Source organism: Mitsuokella multacida DSM 20544 (assembly GCF_000155955.1).
Taxonomy (GTDB): Bacteria; Bacillota; Negativicutes; order Selenomonadales; family Selenomonadaceae; genus Mitsuokella; species Mitsuokella multacida.
The window spans coordinates 563280-583203 of the sequence record NZ_GG697142.2 but is presented as its reverse complement, the minus strand read 5'-3'; the positions used below and the strand labels follow the sequence as shown (position 1 = coordinate 583203).

Genomic DNA, 19924 nt, shown 5'->3' with positions numbered 1-19924 from the left:
CCTTTTTTGTTACCCCTGATGGATCTCTTCCTGTTGCTGGCGCAGGGCCTGGATGCCGAGCTGGAATTCTTCGAAGGTCAGCTTGAAGTACGGCAGGGTCTGCAGGAGTTTGTAGACTTCCTGTTGGGACTTGGCGTGCTCGAGCTGCTCGCCGATGCCGTCTTCTGTCAGGGCGTGGAGCAGGATGTGGGTGATCTGGTCGATGGCACGCTGCTCTTCGCTGACTTCGGCCTCGTCGATCTCGTGGATATCATGGATATCGTGCATTTCGCTCATTTATGGTATCTCCTTTTCTCATAATCGTGATGAATTCTCATGAATCCGCTGAATCTGCTATTTTCGCGGACTCTTTCGCTTGAACGCATTTGCGCCGCCTGCTTCATCATAGTATAATGTGAGGTGGTAGTATACACAAGATGAAGAGGTGCTCAAATGGCAGATCGATATTATACGTTACACATTGCAGGCTGCACGCGCAACCTGCCCATCCTCAATGTCACGGACAAGCTGGCCATCGCGGGCTTTGTCATGCTCGGCGATGTGGAGCTCACAGACGCCTGTGCGCGGGAGCTCGCGAAGAAGGTGCCGCCCGAGACGGATTACGTGCTGACGGCGGAGACGAAGGGAATCCCGCTCGCAGAGGAGCTCGCCCGTGCGCTCGGCATGGACCGCTACATCGTTGCGCGCAAGTCGGTCAAGGCGTACATGGAGAACGCGCTCTGGGTCGACGATGTCTCGATCACGACGAAGGGCACGCAGAAGCTCTGCCTCGACGGCACGGACATCGAGCGCATCAAGGGCAAGAACGTCCTGCTGCTCGACGATGTCATCAGCACGGGCGGCTCGATGAAGGCGCTCGTGGAGCTCACCGAGAAGGCCGGCGGCAAGGTCATCGGCCAGGCCTGCGTGCTCGCCGAGGGCGATGCCGCCAAACGCGACGACATCATCTTCCTCGAGCCGCTGCCACTCTTTGATGTAGAATAAGCACGCAGCAGAGTGAAGCAGCAAGCCGTGCTCGGCCCTATGCAATCTCGTATGAACAGCATGGCAAGCGCGCGAATCGCATATATGAGAAAACCCGCAGTACTGCGGGCTTTCTTTTTTATGCAATTTCGCATTTCAATTGTCAGAACTTGACGGATACGCCGACGCCGACGCCGTTCTCGCGGCTGCCTTCATCCGGCTTGAAGTTGTGGTAGTTGACATTGAGGTCCACATTGAGCAACAGGTTCTTGTTGACGCCGACCTGCGTCTCATTGAAGTCCTTGCCTGCAACATAGGAGGCATAGGCGTCGAAGCCCAGGACCTTCGGCGTGCTCACAGCGACGCCCGCAAAGGCGTTGTTCTTGTCGTTCGGCAGGTTCCAGCGGTAGCCGCCGATGACCTTGAGCTCGGAGCCGATAATATCATACTGCAGATAGGCGTCCTTGTGGTCGCCCTTCTCATCGCGGTCGGCATACTGGAAGCCAGCCGTTGCCTTGTTCGTCACTTTGTGCTCGATGTAGCTCTCCTTCGTGCCAACGCCGATAGCCGTCTCATGATTGGCCATCTGGTTGATCGGAGCTGCCATCGCATAGGAAGAACTGACGAGGAGCAGTGCCGCCGTCAGCAGTGCTGATTTTTTCATGAAGGTCCCTCCAAAATAAAATCCTGTCATAGTCAATGTCATAGTTATACAAGAAAATTTTACATGATTTTCGCGAAACTGTCAAATTTGCCCGCATTTTCTTCCGCCGTATCCCCCAAGCAGGGATAAACGCACAAAAAAATGACCGCCCAAGCCTCACAAACTGTGCGGTCATTTCTTGACTGACCAGAGGGCAACCGTCTACGGTGGCCTCTTTTCCTATGTCTATTATATCATGTGAGCAAGGGAGATGCAAGATGAAGACCTCTTCCACCGCTTCGCGGTCCCCCTTCCCCGTGCGCGGGGAAGGCTTGGGGCTCGTGAAGCCTTGTCAAATGTGAGGTCCTACCGAGAAACGCTGCCTTCCCCTCTCCAGCAGGAATATGCTATAATAAAACTGTCGGGAGCATTCCTGCTCCCGATGGCCACCAACGGTAGGCGGTTGCCCTCTGCGTCAAATTGAGTTTTGATGTATGGAGGGATTTTTGTACGCCCTCCACAGTGACTGTTGCTCTGCGGCAGATCTCAACTGGAAGGAGGGGATTTGCATGCTTGATACGAATATGTACAGTACTGTCATTGAAGTCATCAGCTTCGCAATTGCTTGCTTTTCCCTGGGCTATGCCCTTGGCAAAGATATTGGCACAAAAAAATGACCGCCCTAGCCTCACAAACTACGCGGTCATTTTGATTCAGTAGAGAGGCAACCGTCTACGGTGGCCTTTTTTCTATATTTATTATATCATGTGAGGAAGGGAGATGCAAGATGAAGACCTCTTCCGTCAGCCTGCGGCTGCCACCTTCCCCGTGCGCGGGGAAGGCTTTAGGGGTTCCATGTCGTTGGAGTCTGGCCGCTGCCGAAATGTTGCTGCATGTAGTTCGTATCCGTATAATAACCTTTGGTCTCATCCTGCACCTTGGATGCCGTGCCATTGAAGTAGTAGACCGTGTACTGATTCGAATCGCCTACTCGTGCAATCCGCACGCCTGCCCAAGAACCCTTGTCGGCATCGTCCAGCGCGATGCGGCTGGGGTCTAGTCCTGTAGCATCCCAGAGGCCTGTAAACTTGGTATAGTCTTTACCATAGACTGTTACATACCCGTCTCTGCCACCATCTGCATTCGCATGGATATCGCTGTTCAGCTCAGATTGAAGGTCAATCTCCACCCATGCATTATTGCCCAACACAACCTTGCCGGATGTTATTGCATTCTTGAGGCCCTGCTCCAGTTGGTTCTGGGCGAATCGCTGATGGCCGGCGGTCGTGTTGTCCAATGCGTAGGCAATGGTCTTGGAAATCTGGAAGTATGCGTCGCTGACAGCTTCGGCCAGGCCGCCCTTGGCGAAGATGGCGGCGCCGATGCCGACGATGAAGGCTAGGATCAGGGCGTACTCGACGATGCCCTGGGCTTTCTGGTGCCATTTATGGATTTTATGAGGATTGCTTAATTGTATTTCTTTCATCGATCTCACCTGCTTGAAAAGCAAAATGCTCTATGTTCTTGTTTTCCATTATATGCGGTGCAGATGAAAAAAGCCAGCTGAAAATGGCTGGCTTTTGATTAGGAGAGAGAGAATGTGTGATTGTGGGATCAGAGGCCGAGCAGGGCGTCGAGCTTGGCTTTGTCGAAGCTGACGACGAAGTCTTTGCCGTTGACGGTGGTGACGGGGACGATGAGGTCGCCGGAGATCTTGTAGCACTCGTCGCGGTCGGCGTCGCTGAGCTCGATGTTGTGCTCTTCGTAGGCTACGCCTCTGGATTTGAGGTATTTCTTGACTTTGTCGCACCAGGGGCACTGGGTGATGGAATAGACTTTTACCATGATGATTCCTCCTATTATAGGGATTCGATATACTTTTCGGCGAGAAGGGCGGCTGTGGTGCCGTCGGCGGCTGCTGTTGTCAGCTGGCGGATCTCTTTCTCGCGGACGTCGCCGGCGGCGAAGACGCCGGGGAGATTCGTGCGGCAGTCCTCGCCGGCGAGGATGCGGCCGCTCTCTGTCATCTTGACCTGGCCCTCGAAGAGGTGGGTGTTCGGCACGACGCCGATATTGACAAAGATGGCGTCGACGGGCAGCTCGCGCTCCTCCCCTTTCGCCTTGTCGTAGATGGTGATGCTCGTCAGTTTGCCTTCGCCGTGGAGCGCCCGGACCTCAGTCTCGAGCAGGACTTTGACCTTCGGATTGGCGTAGAGCTTGTCCTGCGAGATCTTGTCAGCTCGCAGCGCGGAGCGATGAATCAGATAGAGCTCGCTCGCGTACTTCGTCAGGAAGTTCGCGGCGTCGACGGCAGCGTTGCCGCCGCCCATGACGGCGATGGTCTTGCCCTGATACATGTGGCCGTCGCAGAGCTCGCAGTAGTGGACGCCGCGGCCGCTGTACTTCGGCTCTTCCTTGAGCGGCAGCTTGCGACGCTCCATGCCGGAGGTGATGATGACGGCTTTTGCCTCGTAGATGTAGCTCTGTGTCTCGACGATCTTCGGCGTGCCCTTGAGGTCTACGCGCTCGATCATGTCGAACTCGTCGACTTCGGCGCCGGCATTCTCGGCCTGCTGCTGGACGGTCGCCATGAGGTCGCTGCCGCTGACGCTCGTGAAGCCCGGATAGTTCTCGATGCCGACGGCATTGGCAATCTGCCCGCCGACGATGGCATTCTCGAGCACGAGCGTCGAGAGGTTCGAGCGCCCCGCGTAGAGCGCCGCCGTAAGCCCGGCCATGCCCGCGCCGATGATGATGACATCCTTTGTCCTGCGTTCCTTCGTCATAATATCCCTCCATTTATTCGATGGCCGCCCGCTTGCGGCTCTCTTGCTTTCTGACTTCAGTATAGCAGAGAATCGCCCGGCGTTCTGTTACTGAGTTACACAGATGCAAAAATCGTAGAGTTCCCCCACTCTTGACTTTTTCCCGCACATATACTATGATAAAAGTAACAAGTAAAAACATATCTGTTTACTATACTTTAAAGGAGTCTTTCTCATGCCTGCACCTCGTCTCGCCCCAGGCGACATCCCTCAGAAAGCCATGACCTACATCCTCCAAGGCCTGCGCACGATTCGCTACGGCGAGATTGTCCTCGTCGCCCAGGACGGCGTCCTCATGCAGGTCGAGTGGAGCGAGAAGCGCCGCCTCGACTGCTGGCAGGAGAGTGAAGACGGCGAGAACAGCTACACCGAGCGCGCCCTTGCCGACCTCGCCGCGCGCATCCGCAAGGACTTTGGCCTGCTCCAGTACGGCAAGCTCGTCCTCATCATCCGCAAGGGCCGCCTGCTGCAGCTCGAGCGCACCGAAAAACAGCGCTTCACCGGCCTCGACGGCGAAGGCATCTGATCATCGGATGCCCCACCGTGGCTGGGAAGCGCTGCTTTTGTCATTCCATATTTTACGAATCACTTGTCTTCGTGCTTTTCCTTGCTGAGCCAGCGGGAGGCGCGGAGCTTTTTTATGGTCTCCATGCGGTCTTTGTAGATATCCTCGATGACAAGCTTGCAGATGACGATGAACGGCACCGCGAGGAACATGCCTGCTGCGCCGAGCACCTCGCCGCCGAGGATGATGCCGAGAATGATGGCGACCGGATGCAGATTGAGCGACTTGCCGATGAGCGTCGGATAGACGGCATTGTGGTTGACCTGTGTCAGGATCAGGTAGAAGCCCGCCGTCTGGATGGCAATCCACGGGTCCACCGTCGCCGTCAGCAGGATACCGAAGATCGAGGCGACCGTCGGGCCGAGCACCGGCACGAACTCGCTGATGCCCGATACCATCGCGAAGACCGAGGCGTAGGGCAGGCTGCGCGCCGTGTAGTAGAGGAAGACGACCGTCGCCGTCAGGCAGCAGATGACGAGCTGGCTGCAGATATAGGTGCGCAACGCCGAGAGGATGCGGTTGAAGAGCGCGAGCACGCGGCTGTAGTCGCGCGTCGGGAAGAGGCTCGCGAGGTAGACCTTGATGTCATCGCCGTCCTTGAGCAGGTAAAACGTGACAAAGAGGATGATGACCATGTCGATGAACTTGCTGAAGATCGAGAGCAAGACCGTCAGCGACGATTTGAGCGCATCGACGCTCGCCGCCTTGAGCTCAAGCCAGAACTGCTCGAACTCATCCGTCAGGTAGGCATTGTCGTGGATCAGCGGCATCTGCTGCAATTTCTCCGTGATCTGCGGGAAGTCCGTCACGAAGCGCGTGAACGTCGGGATGAATGTGCTCGAGACGAGCAGCACGAGCCCGAGGCAGATCAGGAGGAAGGTGCCGAGCACGATGGCCGCTGCAAGGCCGCGGTTCAGATGGCACTCGAGCCGGTCGACGAGCGGCGTCAGGAGCAGCTGCAGCAAGAGCGAGATGAAGATGATGAACGCCAGCTGCGGCAAGAACCAGAACGTCGACAACAGAACCGTGAACGTGACGCCCAAGAGGATGGACGTCCGGTAAGTCTTTAGATGCATAAGAGTCTCCTAAACTATCAAAAATGATGACTACCTCGATTATACCACAGGGGCCGCTGAAGGAAAAGAAAAGGCCGCCTCCGTGGTGGTTGGCATCACGGAGGCGGCGGTTGATGACTTGTGTGGACTTGTGATCGCGGTCTTTGGTTATTTGATGACCATGACCGGGATTGGGGATTCTTCGACGACTTTCTGGCTGACGCTGCCGATCAGGGCGCCTTTGAAGAGGCCGAGGCCGCGGCTGCCCATGATGATGAGGTCGCTATGCTCTTCGGCGGCGACGCGCATGATGGCTTTCGGGATGTTGCCGGTCTCGACATGCTTGGATGCTTTGATGTCGTCTGGCAGTTTCTCCCAGATGCGGTCGAAGACGATGTGGCTTGGGATGTCTTTGTTGATGTTGCTGGCGACGTAGACGAAGTCGAGGTCGGCTTTGCATTTCTCGGCGAAGAAGATTGCTTCATCGACGGCTTTGCAGCCGTTGACGGAACCGTCGACTGGTACTAAGATTTTCTGGATTCTGCCCATATTAACCCCTCCTATGCGAAGATGATGATTTTCTGATTATATGGAGTATTTCGTTCTCGGGTGGGGAAATTCCTTCTTTTTTGGCGCTGTTTTCTTGGGCTGCGAACATATTTTTTCTCTTGGGCGAAATATTTTTGAGGAAGGTGTTGACAACGGGGTGGATTCTTCGTATAATATTTCTTGTGACTACGGGATGTGGCACAGTTTGGTAGCGCGCATCGTTCGGGACGATGAGGCCGCAGGTTCGAATCCTGTCATCCCGACCATTGAGAACTCAAGCCATCTGCTTTTGCGGGTGGCTTTTTTGTTTACATCGCGCAAAGAGGAATTTGCAGGATGGGTGTTTGTTTACATCTCATAAGGGGAAGGGGGATGATTTTCGGCTTCGGCGCTCCGTTAAAATGGCCTCCTCGCCTCTTTCTTAAGACCAAGGTGATTCGCCGCCTGACGCGGCGTTCTGACATCGGGTCGCCTTGCTAAATTCCGGTGTCGGCCAGCCCTGCGGGCAGTCACTCCGCTTCTGCAGGCGAAAATCATCCCCCTTCCCTAGGTACTGCCGTTTTGGCGCACATCGAGCTCAGCTTCGCTCCCTTCGGTTTGCTTCGCTGGAAGAAATTTGGGGACTTTTTCAAAAAGATGTTGACAACGGGATGGATTCTTCGTATAATATTTCTTGTGACTACGGGATGTGGCACAGTTTGGTAGCGCGCATCGTTCGGGACGATGAGGCCGCAGGTTCGAATCCTGTCATCCCGACCATTGAAATTACAAGTCGTCAGCTTTGGCTGGCGGCTTTTTTGTTTACGTCGTAAAAACCAATAAAAAAGACACGGTTGTAGGCCGTGTCTTTTTTGCTATCTGGAGTTTATTTATCGGCCAGGCGTTCGAGGGCGCGGTGGGCGATGTCGTTACGGTGGAAGGCGTCTTTAAAGGTGATGGCGTTGACGCCTTTGTAGGCTTTGTCGACGGCGGTGCGGATGTCGTCGGCTTTGGCGACGACGCCGAGGACGCGGCCGCCGTTGGTGACGATCTTGCCGTCTTTTTCGGCGGTGCCGGCGTGGAAGACGAGGGTGTCGAGGGCTTTTGCTTTGGCGAGGCCTTCGATCGGGTAGCCTTTTTTATAGGCTTTGGGGTAGCCGCCGGAGGCGATGACGACGCAGACGGCTGCGCCTTTGCTCCACTCGATGTGTTCTTCGTCGAGGTGGCCGTCGGTGCAGGCGAGCATGATGTCGACGAGGTCGCTCTCGAGGAGCGGCAGGACGACCTGGGTCTCGGGGTCACCGAAGCGGGCGTTGAATTCGACGACTTTGGGGCCTTCTTTGGTGATCATGAGGCCGGCGTAGAGGCAGCCTTTATAGGGGCGGCCTTCTTTGGCCATGGCGGCGATGGTTGGCTTCAGGATGCGCTCGGTGGCGATCTTGACCATCTCGTCGGTCATGACGGGGGCTGGTGCGTAGGTGCCCATGCCGCCGGTATTCGGGCCTTTGTCGCCGTCGTAGGCACGCTTGTGGTCCTGGGAGCTGACCATCGGGTAGATGGTCTTGCCGTCGGTGAAGGCCAAGAGGGATGCCTCCTCGCCTTCCATGAATTCTTCGATGACGACGCGGCTGCCGGCTTTGCCGAAGGCGGCATCGTCCATGATCTCGTGGACGGCATCGAGGGCTTCTTCGAGGGTCATGGCGACGATGACGCCTTTGCCAGCGGCGAGGCCGTCGGCTTTGATGACGATTGGGGCGCCCTCTTTCTTGATGTAGGCGCGGGCTTCGTCGGCGTCGGTGAAGACTTCGTACTTGGCGGTCGGGATGCCGTACTTCTTCATGAGATTCTTGGAGAAGGACTTGGAGCCTTCGATCTCGGCGGCGAGCTTGCGCGGGCCGAAGGCTTTGATGCCGGCGGCGTTCATGGCGTCGACGACGCCGTTCGTCAGCGGGACTTCGGGGCCGACGACGACGAGGTCGATGGCTTTGTCCTCGGCGAGCTTGACGAGGGCTTCGTTATCGCAGATGTCGACGCCTCCGATGCACTCGGCGATGTCGGCCATGCCGGGATTGCCGGGGACGGCGTAGAGCTTGGTGGCTTTTGGCGACTGGGCGAGTTTCCAGGCCAGGGTGTGCTCGCGGCCGCCGGAACCGATGACTAAGATGTTCATGCTACTTCCTCCAGTAAAACGCAAATGGCCCTCTCCCACCGGCGCGTGAAAAGTGCCTGCGGGGGAAGGCTCGTATTCTTATTTCTTGAGCTGCTCGGCGAGATAATCCTTGATCATCGTGTCGTAAGCGGCCGTGTGCGCGAAGGCTTCCTGTGCGAGCTCCATGCGCGTGCGGTCGTCGACGCAGCCGTTCTTCGTGACCTGCTCGGCGATGGCGTCGTAGCGGGCCGGGTTCGTGACGATGGTGACGAACTTGAAGTTCTTGGCAGCGGCGCGGACCATGGCGGGGCCGCCGATGTCGATGTTCTCGATGGCTTCGGCGAGGGTGACGTTCGGCTTGGCGATGGTCTCTTTGAACGGATAGAGGTTGACAGCGACGAGGTCGATGCCGGTGATGTGGTGCTCTTCCATCTCGCGGACGTGCTCGGGGTTGTCGCGGACGGCGAGGATGCCACCGTGGATGTACGGGTTGAGGGTCTTGACGCGGCCGTCCATGATCTCGGGGAAACCGGTGACGTCGCTGACGTAGGTGACGGGGATGCCGGCCTCTTTGATGGCTTTCATCGTGCCGCCCGTGGAGACGATCTCGACGCCGGCTTCGTGGAGTTTGCGGGCGAAGTCGACGACGCCCTGTTTGTTCGATACGCTGATGAGCGCGCGTTTGATCTGCATGGTGTTGTACCTCTTTCTGTTTACATCGTGTAAGGGCAGGGGCGAGTTTTTTCGGCTTCGGCGCTCAGCTAAATGGCCGACAAGGATATCGATGCCTCTTTAGCTGCTTCGCCGCCTGCCGCGGCGTTCTGACAGCGCTGGACCTAACTGGATTTGGCTGTCGGCCAGCCCTGCGGGCAGGCGCTTCGCTTCTGCAGGCGAAAAATCTCGTCCCTACCCTAGTCTGTTCCTGCCGGGGTTTGTTTACATCGCGGATGGGCAGGGGCGAGTTTTTTCGGCTTCGGCGCTCAGCTGAATGGCCTTCACGCCTCTTTTGCACGGCAAAGCGTCTTCGCCGCTTACCGCGGCGTTCTGACATCGGATTGCCTTGCTCCGTTTGCTTGGCGGCCAGTCCTGCGGACGGTCGCTTCGCTTCTGCAGGCGAAAGATCTCGCCCCTGCCCTAGTCAGTTCCTGCCGGAGTTTGTTTACATCGTGCGAGAGGATGAGGTGAAGTTTTTCGGCTTCGGCGCTCAGCTAAATGGCCGACTAGGACGTCGGTGCATTCTTAGCTGTTTCGCCGCCTGCCGCGGCGTTCTGACATCGGAGTGCTTTGCTAGGTTCCGTTGTCGGCCAGCCCTTTGGGCGGTCGCTTCGCTTCTGCAGGCGAAAAATTTCACCTCATCCCTAGTTACTTCCTACATATCTCGCCTCTGCCCTAGTTACTTCTGGTCACTTCTGGGCTGGTAAGATGCGGACGTGGCGACCATCGACCTTCAAGCGGCCTTCGCAGTAGAGCTGGATGGCTTTGGGGTAGATGATGTGTTCCTGCTCTAGGACGCGGGCGCCGAGGGTTTCTTCGGTGTCGTCGTCGAGGACGGGGACGGCGGCTTGCAGGATGATGGGGCCGCTGTCGGTGCCTTCGTCGACGAAGTGGACGGTGCAGCCGCTGACTTTGACACCGTAGGCGAGGACGTCGCGGTGGGCGTGGGCGCCAGTGAAGCTCGGCAGGAGGGCCGGGTGGATGTTCATGATGCGGCCAGCGTAGTGGCGCACGAAATACGGGGTCAGGATGCGCATGAAGCCGGCGAGGACGACGAGGGTGACGCCTGCTTCGTCGAGGGCTTTAATGAGGGCCTCTTCGAAGGGCTGACGGCCGTCGAACTGCTTGCGGTCGATGCAGAGGGCTTTGATGCCGGCTTTTTCGGCGCGCGTGAGGGCGTAGGCGTCGGGCTTGTCGGTCAGGACAAGGGCGATTGTCGCATCTACTTCACCGCGGCCGATGGCGTCGATGATGGACTGGAGGTCGGTGCCGCGTCCGGAGCACAGCACGCCTAATACTTGCTTACTCATCGAACACGCCGCCTTTGATCGTCACATCGTGGTTGCCGCGGACGACGCGGCCGATCTCGTAGACCGTCTCGTTCTCGGCTTCGAGGTGGGCCTTGATCTTGTCGGCTTCTTCGCGGCTCGCCATGATGACCATGCCGATGCCCATGTTGAAGGTGCGGTACATCTCATGCCAGTCGACGTTGCCCCACTGCTGCAGGAGGCGGAAAATCGTCGGCATCTGCCAGACGGAGCTGTCGATCTCAACGGCCATGTCGTCTGGCAGGGCGCGCGGGATGTTGTCGTAGAAGCCGCCGCCCGTGATGTGGACCATGCCGTGGATGTCGAATTTCTCAATCAGCGGCAGGCAGGTCTTCGGGTAGAGGCGCGTCGGGGTCAGGAGTTCTTCGCCGATGGTCTTGCCGAGCTCGTCGATGTACTCGTCGCCCTTGAAGCCCTTGTGCTCGAAGCAGATCTTGCGCACGAGGGAATAGCCGTTCGAATGGACGCCGGAGGACGGCAGGCCGAGGAGCACGTCGCCTTCTTTGACGCGCTCGCTCGTGATGACTTTCGACTTCTCGACGACGCCGACGGCGAAGCCGGCGATGTCGTACTCGCCGACCGGATAGAAGCCGCTCATCTCAGCGGTCTCGCCGCCAATGAGGGCGCAGCCGGACTCTTTGCAGGCGTTCGCGACGCCCTTGACGACAGCGGCGACCTGCTCGGGGTCGAGCTTGCCGACGGCGAGGTAGTCGAGGAAGAAGAGCGGCTCAGCACCCTGGACGAGGATGTCGTTGACGCACATGGCAACGGCGTCCTGGCCGATCGTGTCGTGCTTGTCGAGCATGAAGGCCAGGCGCAGCTTCGTGCCGACGCCGTCGGTGCCGGAGACGAGCACCGGCTCCTTGTACTTGCCGGAATTCAGCGCAAAGAGACCGCCGAAGCCGCCGAGGTCGCCGAGGACCTCCGGACGATACGTCGCCTTGACGCTGTCCTTGATGAGTTTGACGGAGTAGTTGCCAGCATCGATGTCGACGCCGGAATCCTTATAGGTAAGTTGTTCTGCCATTTTGCTATTCTGGTTCCTTTCCTATCTGACGATATTCCGATATTCTCGTGATTTGCACGCGTCTCAGCACTTGCGCTGCTCGAAGACGTACTTGCTGTTGCCGGCCGGCTTGGCGCCGTCTTCGATCGGGTAGGCGCTGTTGAAGCAGGCGTAGCACATGTCATCGGCCTTGAGGTTCGGCACGCATTTCTTGAGGCCTTCGATGCTCAGGAAGTGCAGGGAGTCGGCGCCGATGAACTCGCGAATCTCCTCGACGGATTTCGTCGCGGCGATGAGCTCCTTGCGCACGCTGGTATCGATGCCATAGAAGCAGGGATAGCCGATCGGCGGGCTGCTGATGCAGACGTGTACGGCCGTCGCGCCGGCATTCCTCAGCATGCGGACGATCTTGCCGCTTGTCGTGCCGCGGACGATGGAGTCGTCGACCATGATGACCGACTTGCCCTCGACGACGGAGCGGATGGCGTTGAGCTTGAGCTTGACAGCCGTGTCGCGCTTCTTCTGCGTCGGCTGGATGAAAGTGCGGCCGATGTAGCGGTTCTTGATGAGGCCCTCGACGAACGGGATGCCCGACTCATAGGCAAAGCCCGTCGCGGCCGTCGTGCCGGAGTCCGGCACGGAGATGACGATGTCGCCCTTGAAGCCCGACTCGCGCGCGAGCTCGCGGCCCATCTGGAAGCGCGCTTCGTGGACGCTCTGGCCGTCGATGACGGAATCCGGGCGCGCGAAGTAGATGTACTCGAAGATGCAGCCGGCCTTCTTCTCGTCCGTCGCGAACGGATACGACTTGAGGCCGTCCTTGTCGATGACGACCATCTCACCAGGCAGGACGTCGCGCACAAACTCTGCGCCGACGACGTCGAGGCCGCAGGTCTCCGACGAGAGAATCCAGCTGCCCTCCTCCGTCTTGCCGAGGCAGAGCGGACGGAAGCCCTGCGGATCGCGGGCACCGATGAGCTTATCCTCGGTCATGATCGTCAGGCAGTAGCAGCCCTTGACCATCTTGAGGCTCTCGATGATGCGTTCCTCGATCGTCTCCTTGTGGGAGCGCGCGATGAGGTTCACGATGACTTCCGAATCGATGGAGGTCTGGAAGATCGTGCCCTGCTGCTCGAGCTCATGGCGAATCTCGGCGGCATTCGTCAGGTTGCCGTTGTGGGCAAGCGCGATCTTGCCGCCCGCGTAGTTGACGAGCAGCGGCTGCGTGTTGGCGAGCAGGCTCGAGCCCGTCGTCGAATAGCGCACATGGCCGACGGCGATGCACTGGTTCTCCATGTGCGGGACCTGGTGGCGGAATACTTCGTTGACGAGTCCCATGCCGCGCGTCACATCCATCCAGGCGCCGTCCGTGATGGCGATGCCGGCACTCTCCTGCCCGCGGTGCTGCAGGGCATAGAGGCCGAGGTACGTCAAGCCGGAGACATCTTCCGTATGGGAGTACACGCCGTAAACGCCGCATTCCTCTTTCCACTTTGGTTCTGGGTTGTAGCCATTATCATACATGGTTGTTCTGCTTCTTCCTTTTCTCTTTCTCTATCATTGGTTTCTCTTCGCGGTGCGCGGCTCAGAGCTGAGCAGCGACGCGCGCGGCCTTCTTCTCGACGCCCGCGACCATCTCCGCGCGGTAGTCGGCGAGCTGCTTCTTGAGATCGTCATCGGCGATCGAGAACATCTCGACGGCGAAGATGGCGGCGTTCTTTGCGCCATTGATGGCCATCGTCGCGACCGGGATGCCCGACGGCATCTGGACCGTCGAGAGCAGTGCGTCCATGCCGTTCAGCGAGGTCGCATTGATCGGCACGCCGATGACCGGCAGCGTCGTGTAGCTCGCGACGACACCGGCGAGGTGTGCCGCAGCGCCCGCGCCGATGATGAAGGCAGCGACGGCCTTCTCGGGGGCCGACTCAACAAACGTACGGACTTTCGCCGGCGTGCGGTGCGCCGATGCGACCGTCACTTCCGACTCGATGCCAAACTGCTTCAAGAGCTCGACGGCTGGCTTCAGGATTGGCCAGTCGGAGTCGCTTCCCATGATCACAGCTACTTTCTTGGCATTCATGGATATCATCTCCTATATACACTCAAGCAATCATTCATTCTCTACATCAATGATAACGGTAAAAAACTAGGCTGTCAACTGAAAACGGGACAGATGTCCTTGCGCAAAAGCAAAAGCCCCCGGATGAACCGGGAGCATGCAAATGAGTGAGCAGGGATCAGTCGAGGTCCTTGCCCGTGATCATCTTGTAAGCTTCGACGTACTTGGCAATCGTCTTGTCGATGACGTCCTGCGGCAGCTTGTAGTCGCTGTCCGGGTTGGCCTTGAGCCAGTCGCGGACGAACTGCTTGTCGTAAGACGGCTGCGGCTTGCCGGCCTCGTAGCCCTCGAGCGGCCAGAAGCGGGAGCTGTCCGGCGTCAGGACCTCATCGCCTAGGACGATGTTGCCGTCCTCATCGAGGCCGAACTCGAACTTCGTGTCGGCGATGATGATGCCGCGCGAGAGTGCGTATGCGGCGCACTTCTTGTAGATGGCAATCGTGTAGTCGCGCAGTTTCTCTGCGTATTCCATGCCGTGGCCGGGGAACTCCTTCTCGAAGACGGCAGCGCCCTGCTCGAGCGAGACGTTCTCATCGTGATCACCGAGCTCTGCCTTCGTGCTCGGCGTGAAGATCGGCTCCGGCAGTTTCTGGGATTCCTTGAGGCCCTCCGGCAGTTTGATGCCGCAGACCGTGCCGTTCTCCTGATAGCTTGCCCAGCCGCTGCCCGTGATATAGCCGCGGACAATGCACTCCATCGGCAGCATCGTGAGCTTCTTGCACTTCATGCTGTTGCCGAGGAACTGCGGCTGACGGAAGAATTCCGGCATGTCGTTGTTGTCCACCGAGATCATGTGGTTCGGAATGATGTCCTTCGTGAAGTCGAACCAGAACTTCGACATCTGCGTCAGGACCTTGCCCTTCTTCGTGATCTGGTTCTTGAGGATGTGGTCGAAAGCGGAAATGCGGTCCGTCGCAACCATGATGATGCTGTCGCCTGCATCGTAGACCTCACGAACTTTTCCGGATTTGAACGGCTTGTACTCTTTCATTTGTTATCGTCTCCCGTCACAAACAGATAGATAGGATTTTTACACTTCCATCATAGCGGCAGATGGAAAAAATGTCAAGAAATGGGTCAGGTGTCCTTGCGGATAGACGAGCAATAGTTCGTGGCATTGAGTTTGAATTCGTATCGTAGGGAGGTGGCATGTATTTCGGCTTCGTCGCTGTCGCTAAATGAGCCATATGCCACGGATTGCCATTGATGTGAGTTCGCCGCCTGCCGCGGCGTTCTGACATCGCCTTCTAAGGCAACATAGCGGTAGGGCTCAGCCCTGCGGGCTATCGCTCTCGCTCCTGCAGGCGAAATACATGCCCCCTCCCTCAGTTACGTTCTGCAAGCGAGTGCGAATGCCGCTCAGTCGACAAACGAGGCAAGGAACCTGATGGGGAGAAAAAAAGAGCCCGCCCTACTCCATCTGCAAAATGGAGCTAGGACGGACTCTGAGAAAACGGGCTGAACTGAGGCCGGGGTGGTGTGTACCGCCTGCAGGAGCGCAGTGTCTGCTAAAAACGGACTGAACTAAGGTCGGGGGGACATGTTTCGCCTGCAGGAGCGGCGCGGCTGCCCGCAGGGATGGCCCCTGATACTTCATGAGCCTCAAATCGCAATGTGAGAACGCCGCGGCAGGCGGCGAAATGCCTTTGCTGCGAGCCGCATCATAGGGGCCATTTTAGCAGAGCGACGAAGCCGAAACATGTCCCCCCGGCCCCTTGCCGAGCGTCACTCATCTCAGTGAATCCAGCACCGGTAATCACCCTCGCATTCCCTCGCTGCTCTTTTCGGCCTCGTTTTCCTGCTTGGGCCCGCGCTCTTTTGCTACGGCGAGCATGAGCTTGATGCGGTTGAGCTGGTTGACTTCGGAGGAGCCGGCGTCGCAGTCGATGGCGGTGAGGTTGGCGCCTGCGTAGCTCTCACGCAGTTCGTGCATGACGCCTTTGCCGGTGATGTGATTCGGCAGGCAGCCGAACGGCTGGAGGCAGATGACGTTGGGCACGCCTTCGTCGATGAGCTTGACCATCTCGCCGGTCAGGAACCAGCCCTCGCCGGCCATGTTGCCAAGGCTGACGTGGCGCGAGGCGAGCTTGGCCGTCTCGTCGATCTTGTGCGGCGCGAGGAAGTGGCGGCTGTTCTTGAGTGCCTTGCGCATCGGCGCGCGGTAGAAGTTGATGATGTTGATGAACATGCGTCCGAAGAAGCTGTTCTTCTTCTTGCCGTCGAGCAGGCGGTGCTTGACGATCGGGTCGTAGGCCGAGTAGAGGAAGAAGTCGACGAAGTCCGGCATGACGACCTCCGCGCCCTCCTCCATCAGGACTTTCTCGATGTGGTTATTGGCGACTGGATGGTATTTCGCGAGGATCTCGCCGACGATGCCGACTTTCGGCTTCCAGAGGGTTTCGTCAATCGGGATGTTGTCGAATTCCTTGACGATCTGCTTGACCGTGCGCTGGAACTTGAAGTAGCCGCCGTCTTTCAATACGTCCTTACAGTTTGCCATCCACTTGTCGAAGAGGCGCTGAGTCTCGCCCTTCTGGAGCTCGTACGGCATCATGCGGTTCTTGACATTCTGCAGGAGGTCGCCGAAGATGGCGGCCTTGATGGCGGCGACGAGCATCGGGCGCGTGAGGCGGAAGGAGTCCGTCTCCTCGGGCAGGCCGTGCACGGCGAAGACCGGCACCTGCGGGAAGCCCGCGTACTTGAGTGCCTGGCGCAGGACGCTCATGTAGTTCGTCGCGCGGCAGGCGCCGCAGGTCTGGAACATCGCGATGCTCGTGTGGTCGGGGTCGTACTCGCCCGACTTGAGCGCGGCGATGAGCTGGCCGATGACGACGATCGACGGGTAGCACATGTCGTTGTTGACGTAGCGCAAGCCGAGGTCGATGGCCGCCTTGTCCGGCATCTCCGGCACGACGAGGTTGTAGCCGTAGTCGCGCATGACCGACTTGATGAGCTCGAAGTGGATTGGGGCCATCTGCGGCGCGAGGATCGTGTGCGTCTTCTTGCACTCGGCCGTGAAGTGCGGCCGCTCGATTGGCTTGACCTCCTGATACGGCACGGTCTTGCGGCGCGCAAGCGCGGCCATCAGCGAGCGCAGGCGGATGCGCGCGGCGCCGAGGTTCGAGACCTCGTCGAGCTTGATCATCGTGTAGATGCGGTTGTGCGACTCGAGGATGTCCTTGACCTGGCCCGTCGTCAGTGCGTCGAGGCCGCAGCCGAACGAGCTGAACTGGATCAGCGTGAAGTTCGGATGCTCAGCGACGAACTGCGCCGCATGGTAGAGGCGCGCGTGGTAGCTCCACTGGTTGACGATCTTGAGCTTCGCGGCTTTGACCGGCATGTGGTAGACGGCGTCCTCCGAGATGATTGGCAGATGATAGCTCTGGATCATCTCCGGGATGCCGTGGTTGATCTCCGGGTCGATGTGGTACGGGCGGCCGACGAGCATGATGACCTGCTCGCCCGTCTTCTCCACGCGCTCGAGGATCTTCGCGCCATAGTCGCGCACATCCTGGCGGTACTGCGCGAGCTCGCGGTAGGACTCGTCGACTGCCTCGGCAATCTCTTCCTTCGTCAGGCCCTCATGGGCACCGAGCTCCTCGTAGAGGCGCTGGGCCATGCGCTTCTCGTCGTTGATCGGCAGGAACGGCTGCAGGAAGTCGATGTGCTTCTCGCGCAGGATGTCCATGTTGCCGCGGATGTTCTCGGCGTACGAGGCGACGATCGGGCAGTTGTAGTGATTCTCCGACGGGTGCTTGTCGTCGACCATGTTGTAGGGTTCGCACGGGTAGAAGATCTTCGTGACGCCCTTCTCGATGAGATCCATGATGTGGCCGTGCGCGAGCTTGGCCGGGTAGCAGAGCGAGTCGGACGGCACGGTCGCCATGCCCTTGAAGTACATCTTGGCACTCGACTTGCCCGAGAGCACGACGCGGTAGCCGAGCTTCGTGAAGAAGGTGAACCAGAACGGGTAGTCCTCGTACATGTTGAGCACGCGCGGCAGGCCGATCGTGCCGCGCGAGGGCTCCTCGAGCGGCTCGTAGTACTGGAAGAGGCGCTCGTACTTGTACTGGTAGATGTTCGGCGTGTCGGACTCTTTCTTCTGCCCGCCGATGCCGCGCTCGCAGCGGTTGCCCGTGAAGTACTTGCCGCCATCCGGGAACTTCTGCATCGTGATCAGACACTTGTTGCCGCAGCCGCGGCAGCGGTAGGAGCTCGTCGCGACGGCGAAGTGGTCGAGCTCATCTGGCGTCAGCAGGCTCGACTGCTGCTTGCCCTCTTTCTCGGCCTCCTCGAGTGCGAGGATGGCCGCACCGTAGGCGCCCATGAGGCCCGCGATATCGGGGCGGATGACGTCACGGTCTAAAAGCTTCTCCATGCAGCGCAGCACGGCGTCGTTGTAGAAGGTGCCGCCCTGCACGACGATGTGGTCGCCGAGCTCGCGGACGTCCTTGAGCTGCATGACCTTGAAGAGCGCATTCTTGATGACGGAGAACGCGATGCCGGCCGAGATGTCGGCGACGTCGGCGCCCTCTTTCTGCGCCTGCTTGACCTTCGAGTTCATGAAGACCGTGCAGCGCGTGCCGAGGTCGACCGGCGCTTTCGAGTCGATGGCCTTGGCCGCAAACTCGGCCGGCGTCATATGGAGGCCCTCGGCGAAGTTCTGGATGAAGGAGCCGCAGCCGGCCGAGCACGCCTCGTTGAGCGTGATGTTGCCGATGCTGCCGTCCTTGACGAAGAAGCACTTCATGTCCTGGCCGCCGATGTCGAGCACGAAGGTGACCTCCGGGCAAAATTCCTGTGCCGCCCGCAGGTGCGCGAACGTCTCGACCTCGCCGCCGTCGGCATGCAGCGCGGCCTTGACGATGGCCTCGCCGTAGCCCGTCGTCATCGAGCCCGCGATGGTTGCGCCCTCTGGCAGGGCCGCGTAGAGCCCCTTCATCTCCTTGACGACGGTCTTGAGGGGTGAGCCCTGGTTGCTGCCGTACGAGGTGTAGAGGATCTCCTTGTCCTTGCCGATGGCCGTGATCTTCGTCGTCGTAGAGCCGGCGTCGATGCCGATGTAGACGGGGCCGCGGTACGAGCTGAGGTCGCCGCGCTTGACCTTGTCCTTGTCGTGGCGGGCCTTGAAGGCCTCGTAGTCGGCGCGGTCTTCAAACAGCGTGAAGTCGGCTTTGCGCGTCTCTTTCGCCGCGGCTTCGCGTGCCTTCGCGATGCTCTGCTCGAGGCGATCGACGTCGATGACCTCCGCCTCGTCGGAGAGCGCCGCGCCCATGGCGACGAAGTAGTTGCCGTAGTCGACCTTGACGACGTGCTCCTCGTCGAGCTCCAGCGTCTCGATGAAGCGCTTGCGCAGCTCCGGCAGGAAGTGCAGCGGGCCGCCGAGGAAGGCGACGTGGCCGCTTATCGGGCGGCCCTGCGCGAGGTTGCCGATGGTCTGATTGACGACGGCCTGGAAAATCGACAGAGCGATGTCGGCCTTCTCGGCGCCATCGTTCATCAGGGCCTGGATATCGGTCTTGGCAAAGACGCCGCAGCGCGAAGCGATCGTGTAGATCTGCTTGCCCTTGGCCGCGAGGTCATCGAGGCCCTTGGCATCGGTCGAGAGGAGCGAGGCCATGTGGTCGATGAACGAGCCCGTGCCGCCCGCGCAGACGCCGTTCATGCGCTGCTCCGGCGCGTCGCCGAAATACGTAATCTTCGCGTCCTCGCCGCCGAGCTCGACGACGGTGTCCGTCTGCGGGATGAGCTCCTTGACGGCTGCGGCACAGGCGATGACCTCCTGCACGAACGGCAGGCCGATGCGCTGGGCGATGCCCATGCCGGCCGAACCCGTCAGGGCAAACGAGAACTTCTTCTCACCGACGATGGATTTCAGATGCGTCAGATTCTCCTGCAGGGCGTTGCCGATCTCGGAGAAATGACGTGCATAGTTCTTGTAGAGGATATGCTTCTCATGGTCGAGAACGACGAGCTTGATCGTCGTCGAACCGACATCAATCCCTACGTTCAAAATTGATTTCATATTC

The 19924-nt window shown here is 58.9% G+C and carries 17 protein-coding genes and 2 tRNA genes; 4 read left to right on the top strand and 15 right to left on the bottom strand.

Translation table 11 applies throughout. The annotated features are described in order from the left end of the window. Nucleotides 1-9: 9 nt before the first annotated feature. Nucleotides 10-276 (bottom strand): hypothetical protein, encoded by a 267-nt coding sequence (locus tag MITSMUL_RS09590; RefSeq protein WP_005842188.1) that lies wholly within the window; start codon nt 274-276, stop codon nt 10-12. Between the two features lie 156 nt (nt 277-432). On the opposite strand from MITSMUL_RS09590, the gene MITSMUL_RS09585 reads away from it, so the two are divergent. Next, nucleotides 433-984: a phosphoribosyltransferase family protein gene (locus MITSMUL_RS09585; RefSeq protein ID WP_005842186.1), complete on the top strand. Its 552-nt coding sequence runs from the start codon at nt 433-435 to the stop codon at nt 982-984. A 142-nt stretch (nt 985-1126) separates the two neighbouring features. Here the strand turns inward: MITSMUL_RS09585 and MITSMUL_RS09580 are convergent, their stop codons facing one another. The 4 genes from MITSMUL_RS09580 to MITSMUL_RS09565 form a co-directional block, all read right to left on the bottom strand. Next, nucleotides 1127-1627: a hypothetical protein gene (locus MITSMUL_RS09580; RefSeq protein WP_040636184.1), complete on the bottom strand. Its 501-nt coding sequence runs from the start codon at nt 1625-1627 to the stop codon at nt 1127-1129. A gap of 823 nt (nt 1628-2450) precedes the next feature. Continuing rightward, nucleotides 2451-3092, bottom strand: a complete 642-nt coding sequence (locus MITSMUL_RS12980) for a hypothetical protein (protein WP_005842178.1) — start codon at nt 3090-3092, stop codon at nt 2451-2453. 128 nt (nt 3093-3220) lie between these two features. After that, nucleotides 3221-3451, bottom strand: a complete 231-nt coding sequence (locus MITSMUL_RS09570; RefSeq protein WP_005842176.1) for a glutaredoxin family protein — start codon at nt 3449-3451, stop codon at nt 3221-3223. 14 nt (nt 3452-3465) lie between these two features. Then, a complete protein-coding gene (locus tag MITSMUL_RS09565) occupies nt 3466-4392 on the bottom strand; it encodes an NAD(P)/FAD-dependent oxidoreductase (protein WP_005842175.1) in 927 nt (308 codons plus the stop codon). Between the two features lie 214 nt (nt 4393-4606). Here MITSMUL_RS09565 and MITSMUL_RS09560 point away from each other — a divergent pair, with 214 nt between their 5' ends. Then, nucleotides 4607-4957, top strand: coding sequence for a YezD family protein (locus MITSMUL_RS09560; RefSeq protein WP_005842173.1), 351 nt, complete (start codon nt 4607-4609; stop codon nt 4955-4957). A 59-nt stretch (nt 4958-5016) separates the two neighbouring features. Here the strand turns inward: MITSMUL_RS09560 and MITSMUL_RS09555 are convergent, their stop codons facing one another. Then, nucleotides 5017-6072 (bottom strand): AI-2E family transporter, encoded by a 1056-nt coding sequence (locus tag MITSMUL_RS09555; protein ID WP_005842171.1) that lies wholly within the window; start codon nt 6070-6072, stop codon nt 5017-5019. 147 nt (nt 6073-6219) lie between these two features. Continuing rightward, nucleotides 6220-6600 carry a universal stress protein gene (locus tag MITSMUL_RS09550; protein WP_005842169.1) on the bottom strand — a complete coding sequence of 127 codons (381 nt, stop codon included), beginning with the start codon at nt 6598-6600 and terminating at the stop codon, nt 6220-6222. Between the two features lie 189 nt (nt 6601-6789). On the opposite strand from MITSMUL_RS09550, the gene MITSMUL_RS09545 reads away from it, so the two are divergent. Together MITSMUL_RS09545 and MITSMUL_RS09540 are read left to right on the top strand one after the other, a co-directional pair. Next, a tRNA-Pro gene (locus MITSMUL_RS09545) sits at nt 6790-6866 on the top strand. A 416-nt stretch (nt 6867-7282) separates the two neighbouring features. Next, nucleotides 7283-7359, top strand: a tRNA-Pro gene (locus MITSMUL_RS09540). Nucleotides 7360-7465: 106 nt separating this feature from the next. Here MITSMUL_RS09540 and purD read toward each other — a convergent pair. The 8 genes from purD to MITSMUL_RS09500 form a co-directional block, all read right to left on the bottom strand. Then, nucleotides 7466-8749, bottom strand: coding sequence for a phosphoribosylamine--glycine ligase (gene purD, locus MITSMUL_RS09535; RefSeq protein ID WP_005842167.1), 1284 nt, complete (start codon nt 8747-8749; stop codon nt 7466-7468). A gap of 78 nt (nt 8750-8827) precedes the next feature. Continuing rightward, on the bottom strand, nt 8828-9421 hold the full coding sequence (locus MITSMUL_RS09530) for an IMP cyclohydrolase (protein WP_005842165.1): 594 nt from the start codon (nt 9419-9421) through the stop codon (nt 8828-8830). A gap of 710 nt (nt 9422-10131) precedes the next feature. Beyond that, nucleotides 10132-10752, bottom strand: a complete 621-nt coding sequence (purN, locus tag MITSMUL_RS09525) for a phosphoribosylglycinamide formyltransferase (RefSeq protein ID WP_005842163.1) — start codon at nt 10750-10752, stop codon at nt 10132-10134. Further along, on the bottom strand, nt 10745-11797 hold the full coding sequence (gene purM, locus MITSMUL_RS09520) for a phosphoribosylformylglycinamidine cyclo-ligase (protein ID WP_005842162.1): 1053 nt from the start codon (nt 11795-11797) through the stop codon (nt 10745-10747). The genes purN and purM overlap by 8 nt, the downstream gene beginning before the upstream one ends. A 63-nt stretch (nt 11798-11860) precedes the next feature. Next, entirely contained in the window at nt 11861-13300 is a 1440-nt protein-coding gene (gene purF, locus MITSMUL_RS09515) for an amidophosphoribosyltransferase (protein ID WP_005842161.1), read from the bottom strand. Nucleotides 13301-13361: 61 nt separating this feature from the next. Then, nucleotides 13362-13865, bottom strand: coding sequence for a 5-(carboxyamino)imidazole ribonucleotide mutase (gene purE, locus MITSMUL_RS09510; protein ID WP_005842160.1), 504 nt, complete (start codon nt 13863-13865; stop codon nt 13362-13364). A 148-nt stretch (nt 13866-14013) separates the two neighbouring features. Further along, the gene (locus MITSMUL_RS09505) at nt 14014-14886 is read right to left on the bottom strand and encodes a phosphoribosylaminoimidazolesuccinocarboxamide synthase (RefSeq protein WP_005842159.1); all 873 of its coding nucleotides are present in this window, start codon (nt 14884-14886) and stop codon (nt 14014-14016) included. 765 nt (nt 14887-15651) lie between these two features. After that, on the bottom strand, nt 15652-19920 hold the full coding sequence (locus tag MITSMUL_RS09500; RefSeq protein WP_005842158.1) for a 2-hydroxyacyl-CoA dehydratase: 4269 nt from the start codon (nt 19918-19920) through the stop codon (nt 15652-15654). Between the last annotated feature and the right edge of the window lie 4 nt (nt 19921-19924).

What these genes read in the sequence shown, in the direction of transcription:
- MITSMUL_RS09590 (WP_005842188.1), bottom strand. Translation starts at nt 276, where the DNA reads ATGAGCGAAATGCACGATATCCATGATATCCACGAGATCGACGAGGCC.
- MITSMUL_RS09585 (WP_005842186.1), top strand. Translation starts at nt 433, where the DNA reads ATGGCAGATCGATATTATACGTTACACATTGCAGGCTGCACGCGCAAC.
- MITSMUL_RS09580 (WP_040636184.1), bottom strand. Translation starts at nt 1,627, where the DNA reads ATGAAAAAATCAGCACTGCTGACGGCGGCACTGCTCCTCGTCAGTTCT.
- MITSMUL_RS12980 (WP_005842178.1), bottom strand. Translation starts at nt 3,092, where the DNA reads ATGAAAGAAATACAATTAAGCAATCCTCATAAAATCCATAAATGGCAC.
- MITSMUL_RS09570 (WP_005842176.1), bottom strand. Translation starts at nt 3,451, where the DNA reads ATGGTAAAAGTCTATTCCATCACCCAGTGCCCCTGGTGCGACAAAGTC.
- MITSMUL_RS09565 (WP_005842175.1), bottom strand. Translation starts at nt 4,392, where the DNA reads ATGACGAAGGAACGCAGGACAAAGGATGTCATCATCATCGGCGCGGGC.
- MITSMUL_RS09560 (WP_005842173.1), top strand. Translation starts at nt 4,607, where the DNA reads ATGCCTGCACCTCGTCTCGCCCCAGGCGACATCCCTCAGAAAGCCATG.
- MITSMUL_RS09555 (WP_005842171.1), bottom strand. Translation starts at nt 6,072, where the DNA reads ATGCATCTAAAGACTTACCGGACGTCCATCCTCTTGGGCGTCACGTTC.
- MITSMUL_RS09550 (WP_005842169.1), bottom strand. Translation starts at nt 6,600, where the DNA reads ATGGGCAGAATCCAGAAAATCTTAGTACCAGTCGACGGTTCCGTCAAC.
- purD (WP_005842167.1), bottom strand. Translation starts at nt 8,749, where the DNA reads ATGAACATCTTAGTCATCGGTTCCGGCGGCCGCGAGCACACCCTGGCC.
- MITSMUL_RS09530 (WP_005842165.1), bottom strand. Translation starts at nt 9,421, where the DNA reads ATGCAGATCAAACGCGCGCTCATCAGCGTATCGAACAAACAGGGCGTC.
- purN (WP_005842163.1), bottom strand. Translation starts at nt 10,752, where the DNA reads ATGAGTAAGCAAGTATTAGGCGTGCTGTGCTCCGGACGCGGCACCGAC.
- purM (WP_005842162.1), bottom strand. Translation starts at nt 11,797, where the DNA reads ATGGCAGAACAACTTACCTATAAGGATTCCGGCGTCGACATCGATGCT.
- purF (WP_005842161.1), bottom strand. Translation starts at nt 13,300, where the DNA reads ATGTATGATAATGGCTACAACCCAGAACCAAAGTGGAAAGAGGAATGC.
- purE (WP_005842160.1), bottom strand. Translation starts at nt 13,865, where the DNA reads ATGATATCCATGAATGCCAAGAAAGTAGCTGTGATCATGGGAAGCGAC.
- MITSMUL_RS09505 (WP_005842159.1), bottom strand. Translation starts at nt 14,886, where the DNA reads ATGAAAGAGTACAAGCCGTTCAAATCCGGAAAAGTTCGTGAGGTCTAC.
- MITSMUL_RS09500 (WP_005842158.1), bottom strand. Translation starts at nt 19,920, where the DNA reads ATGAAATCAATTTTGAACGTAGGGATTGATGTCGGTTCGACGACGATC.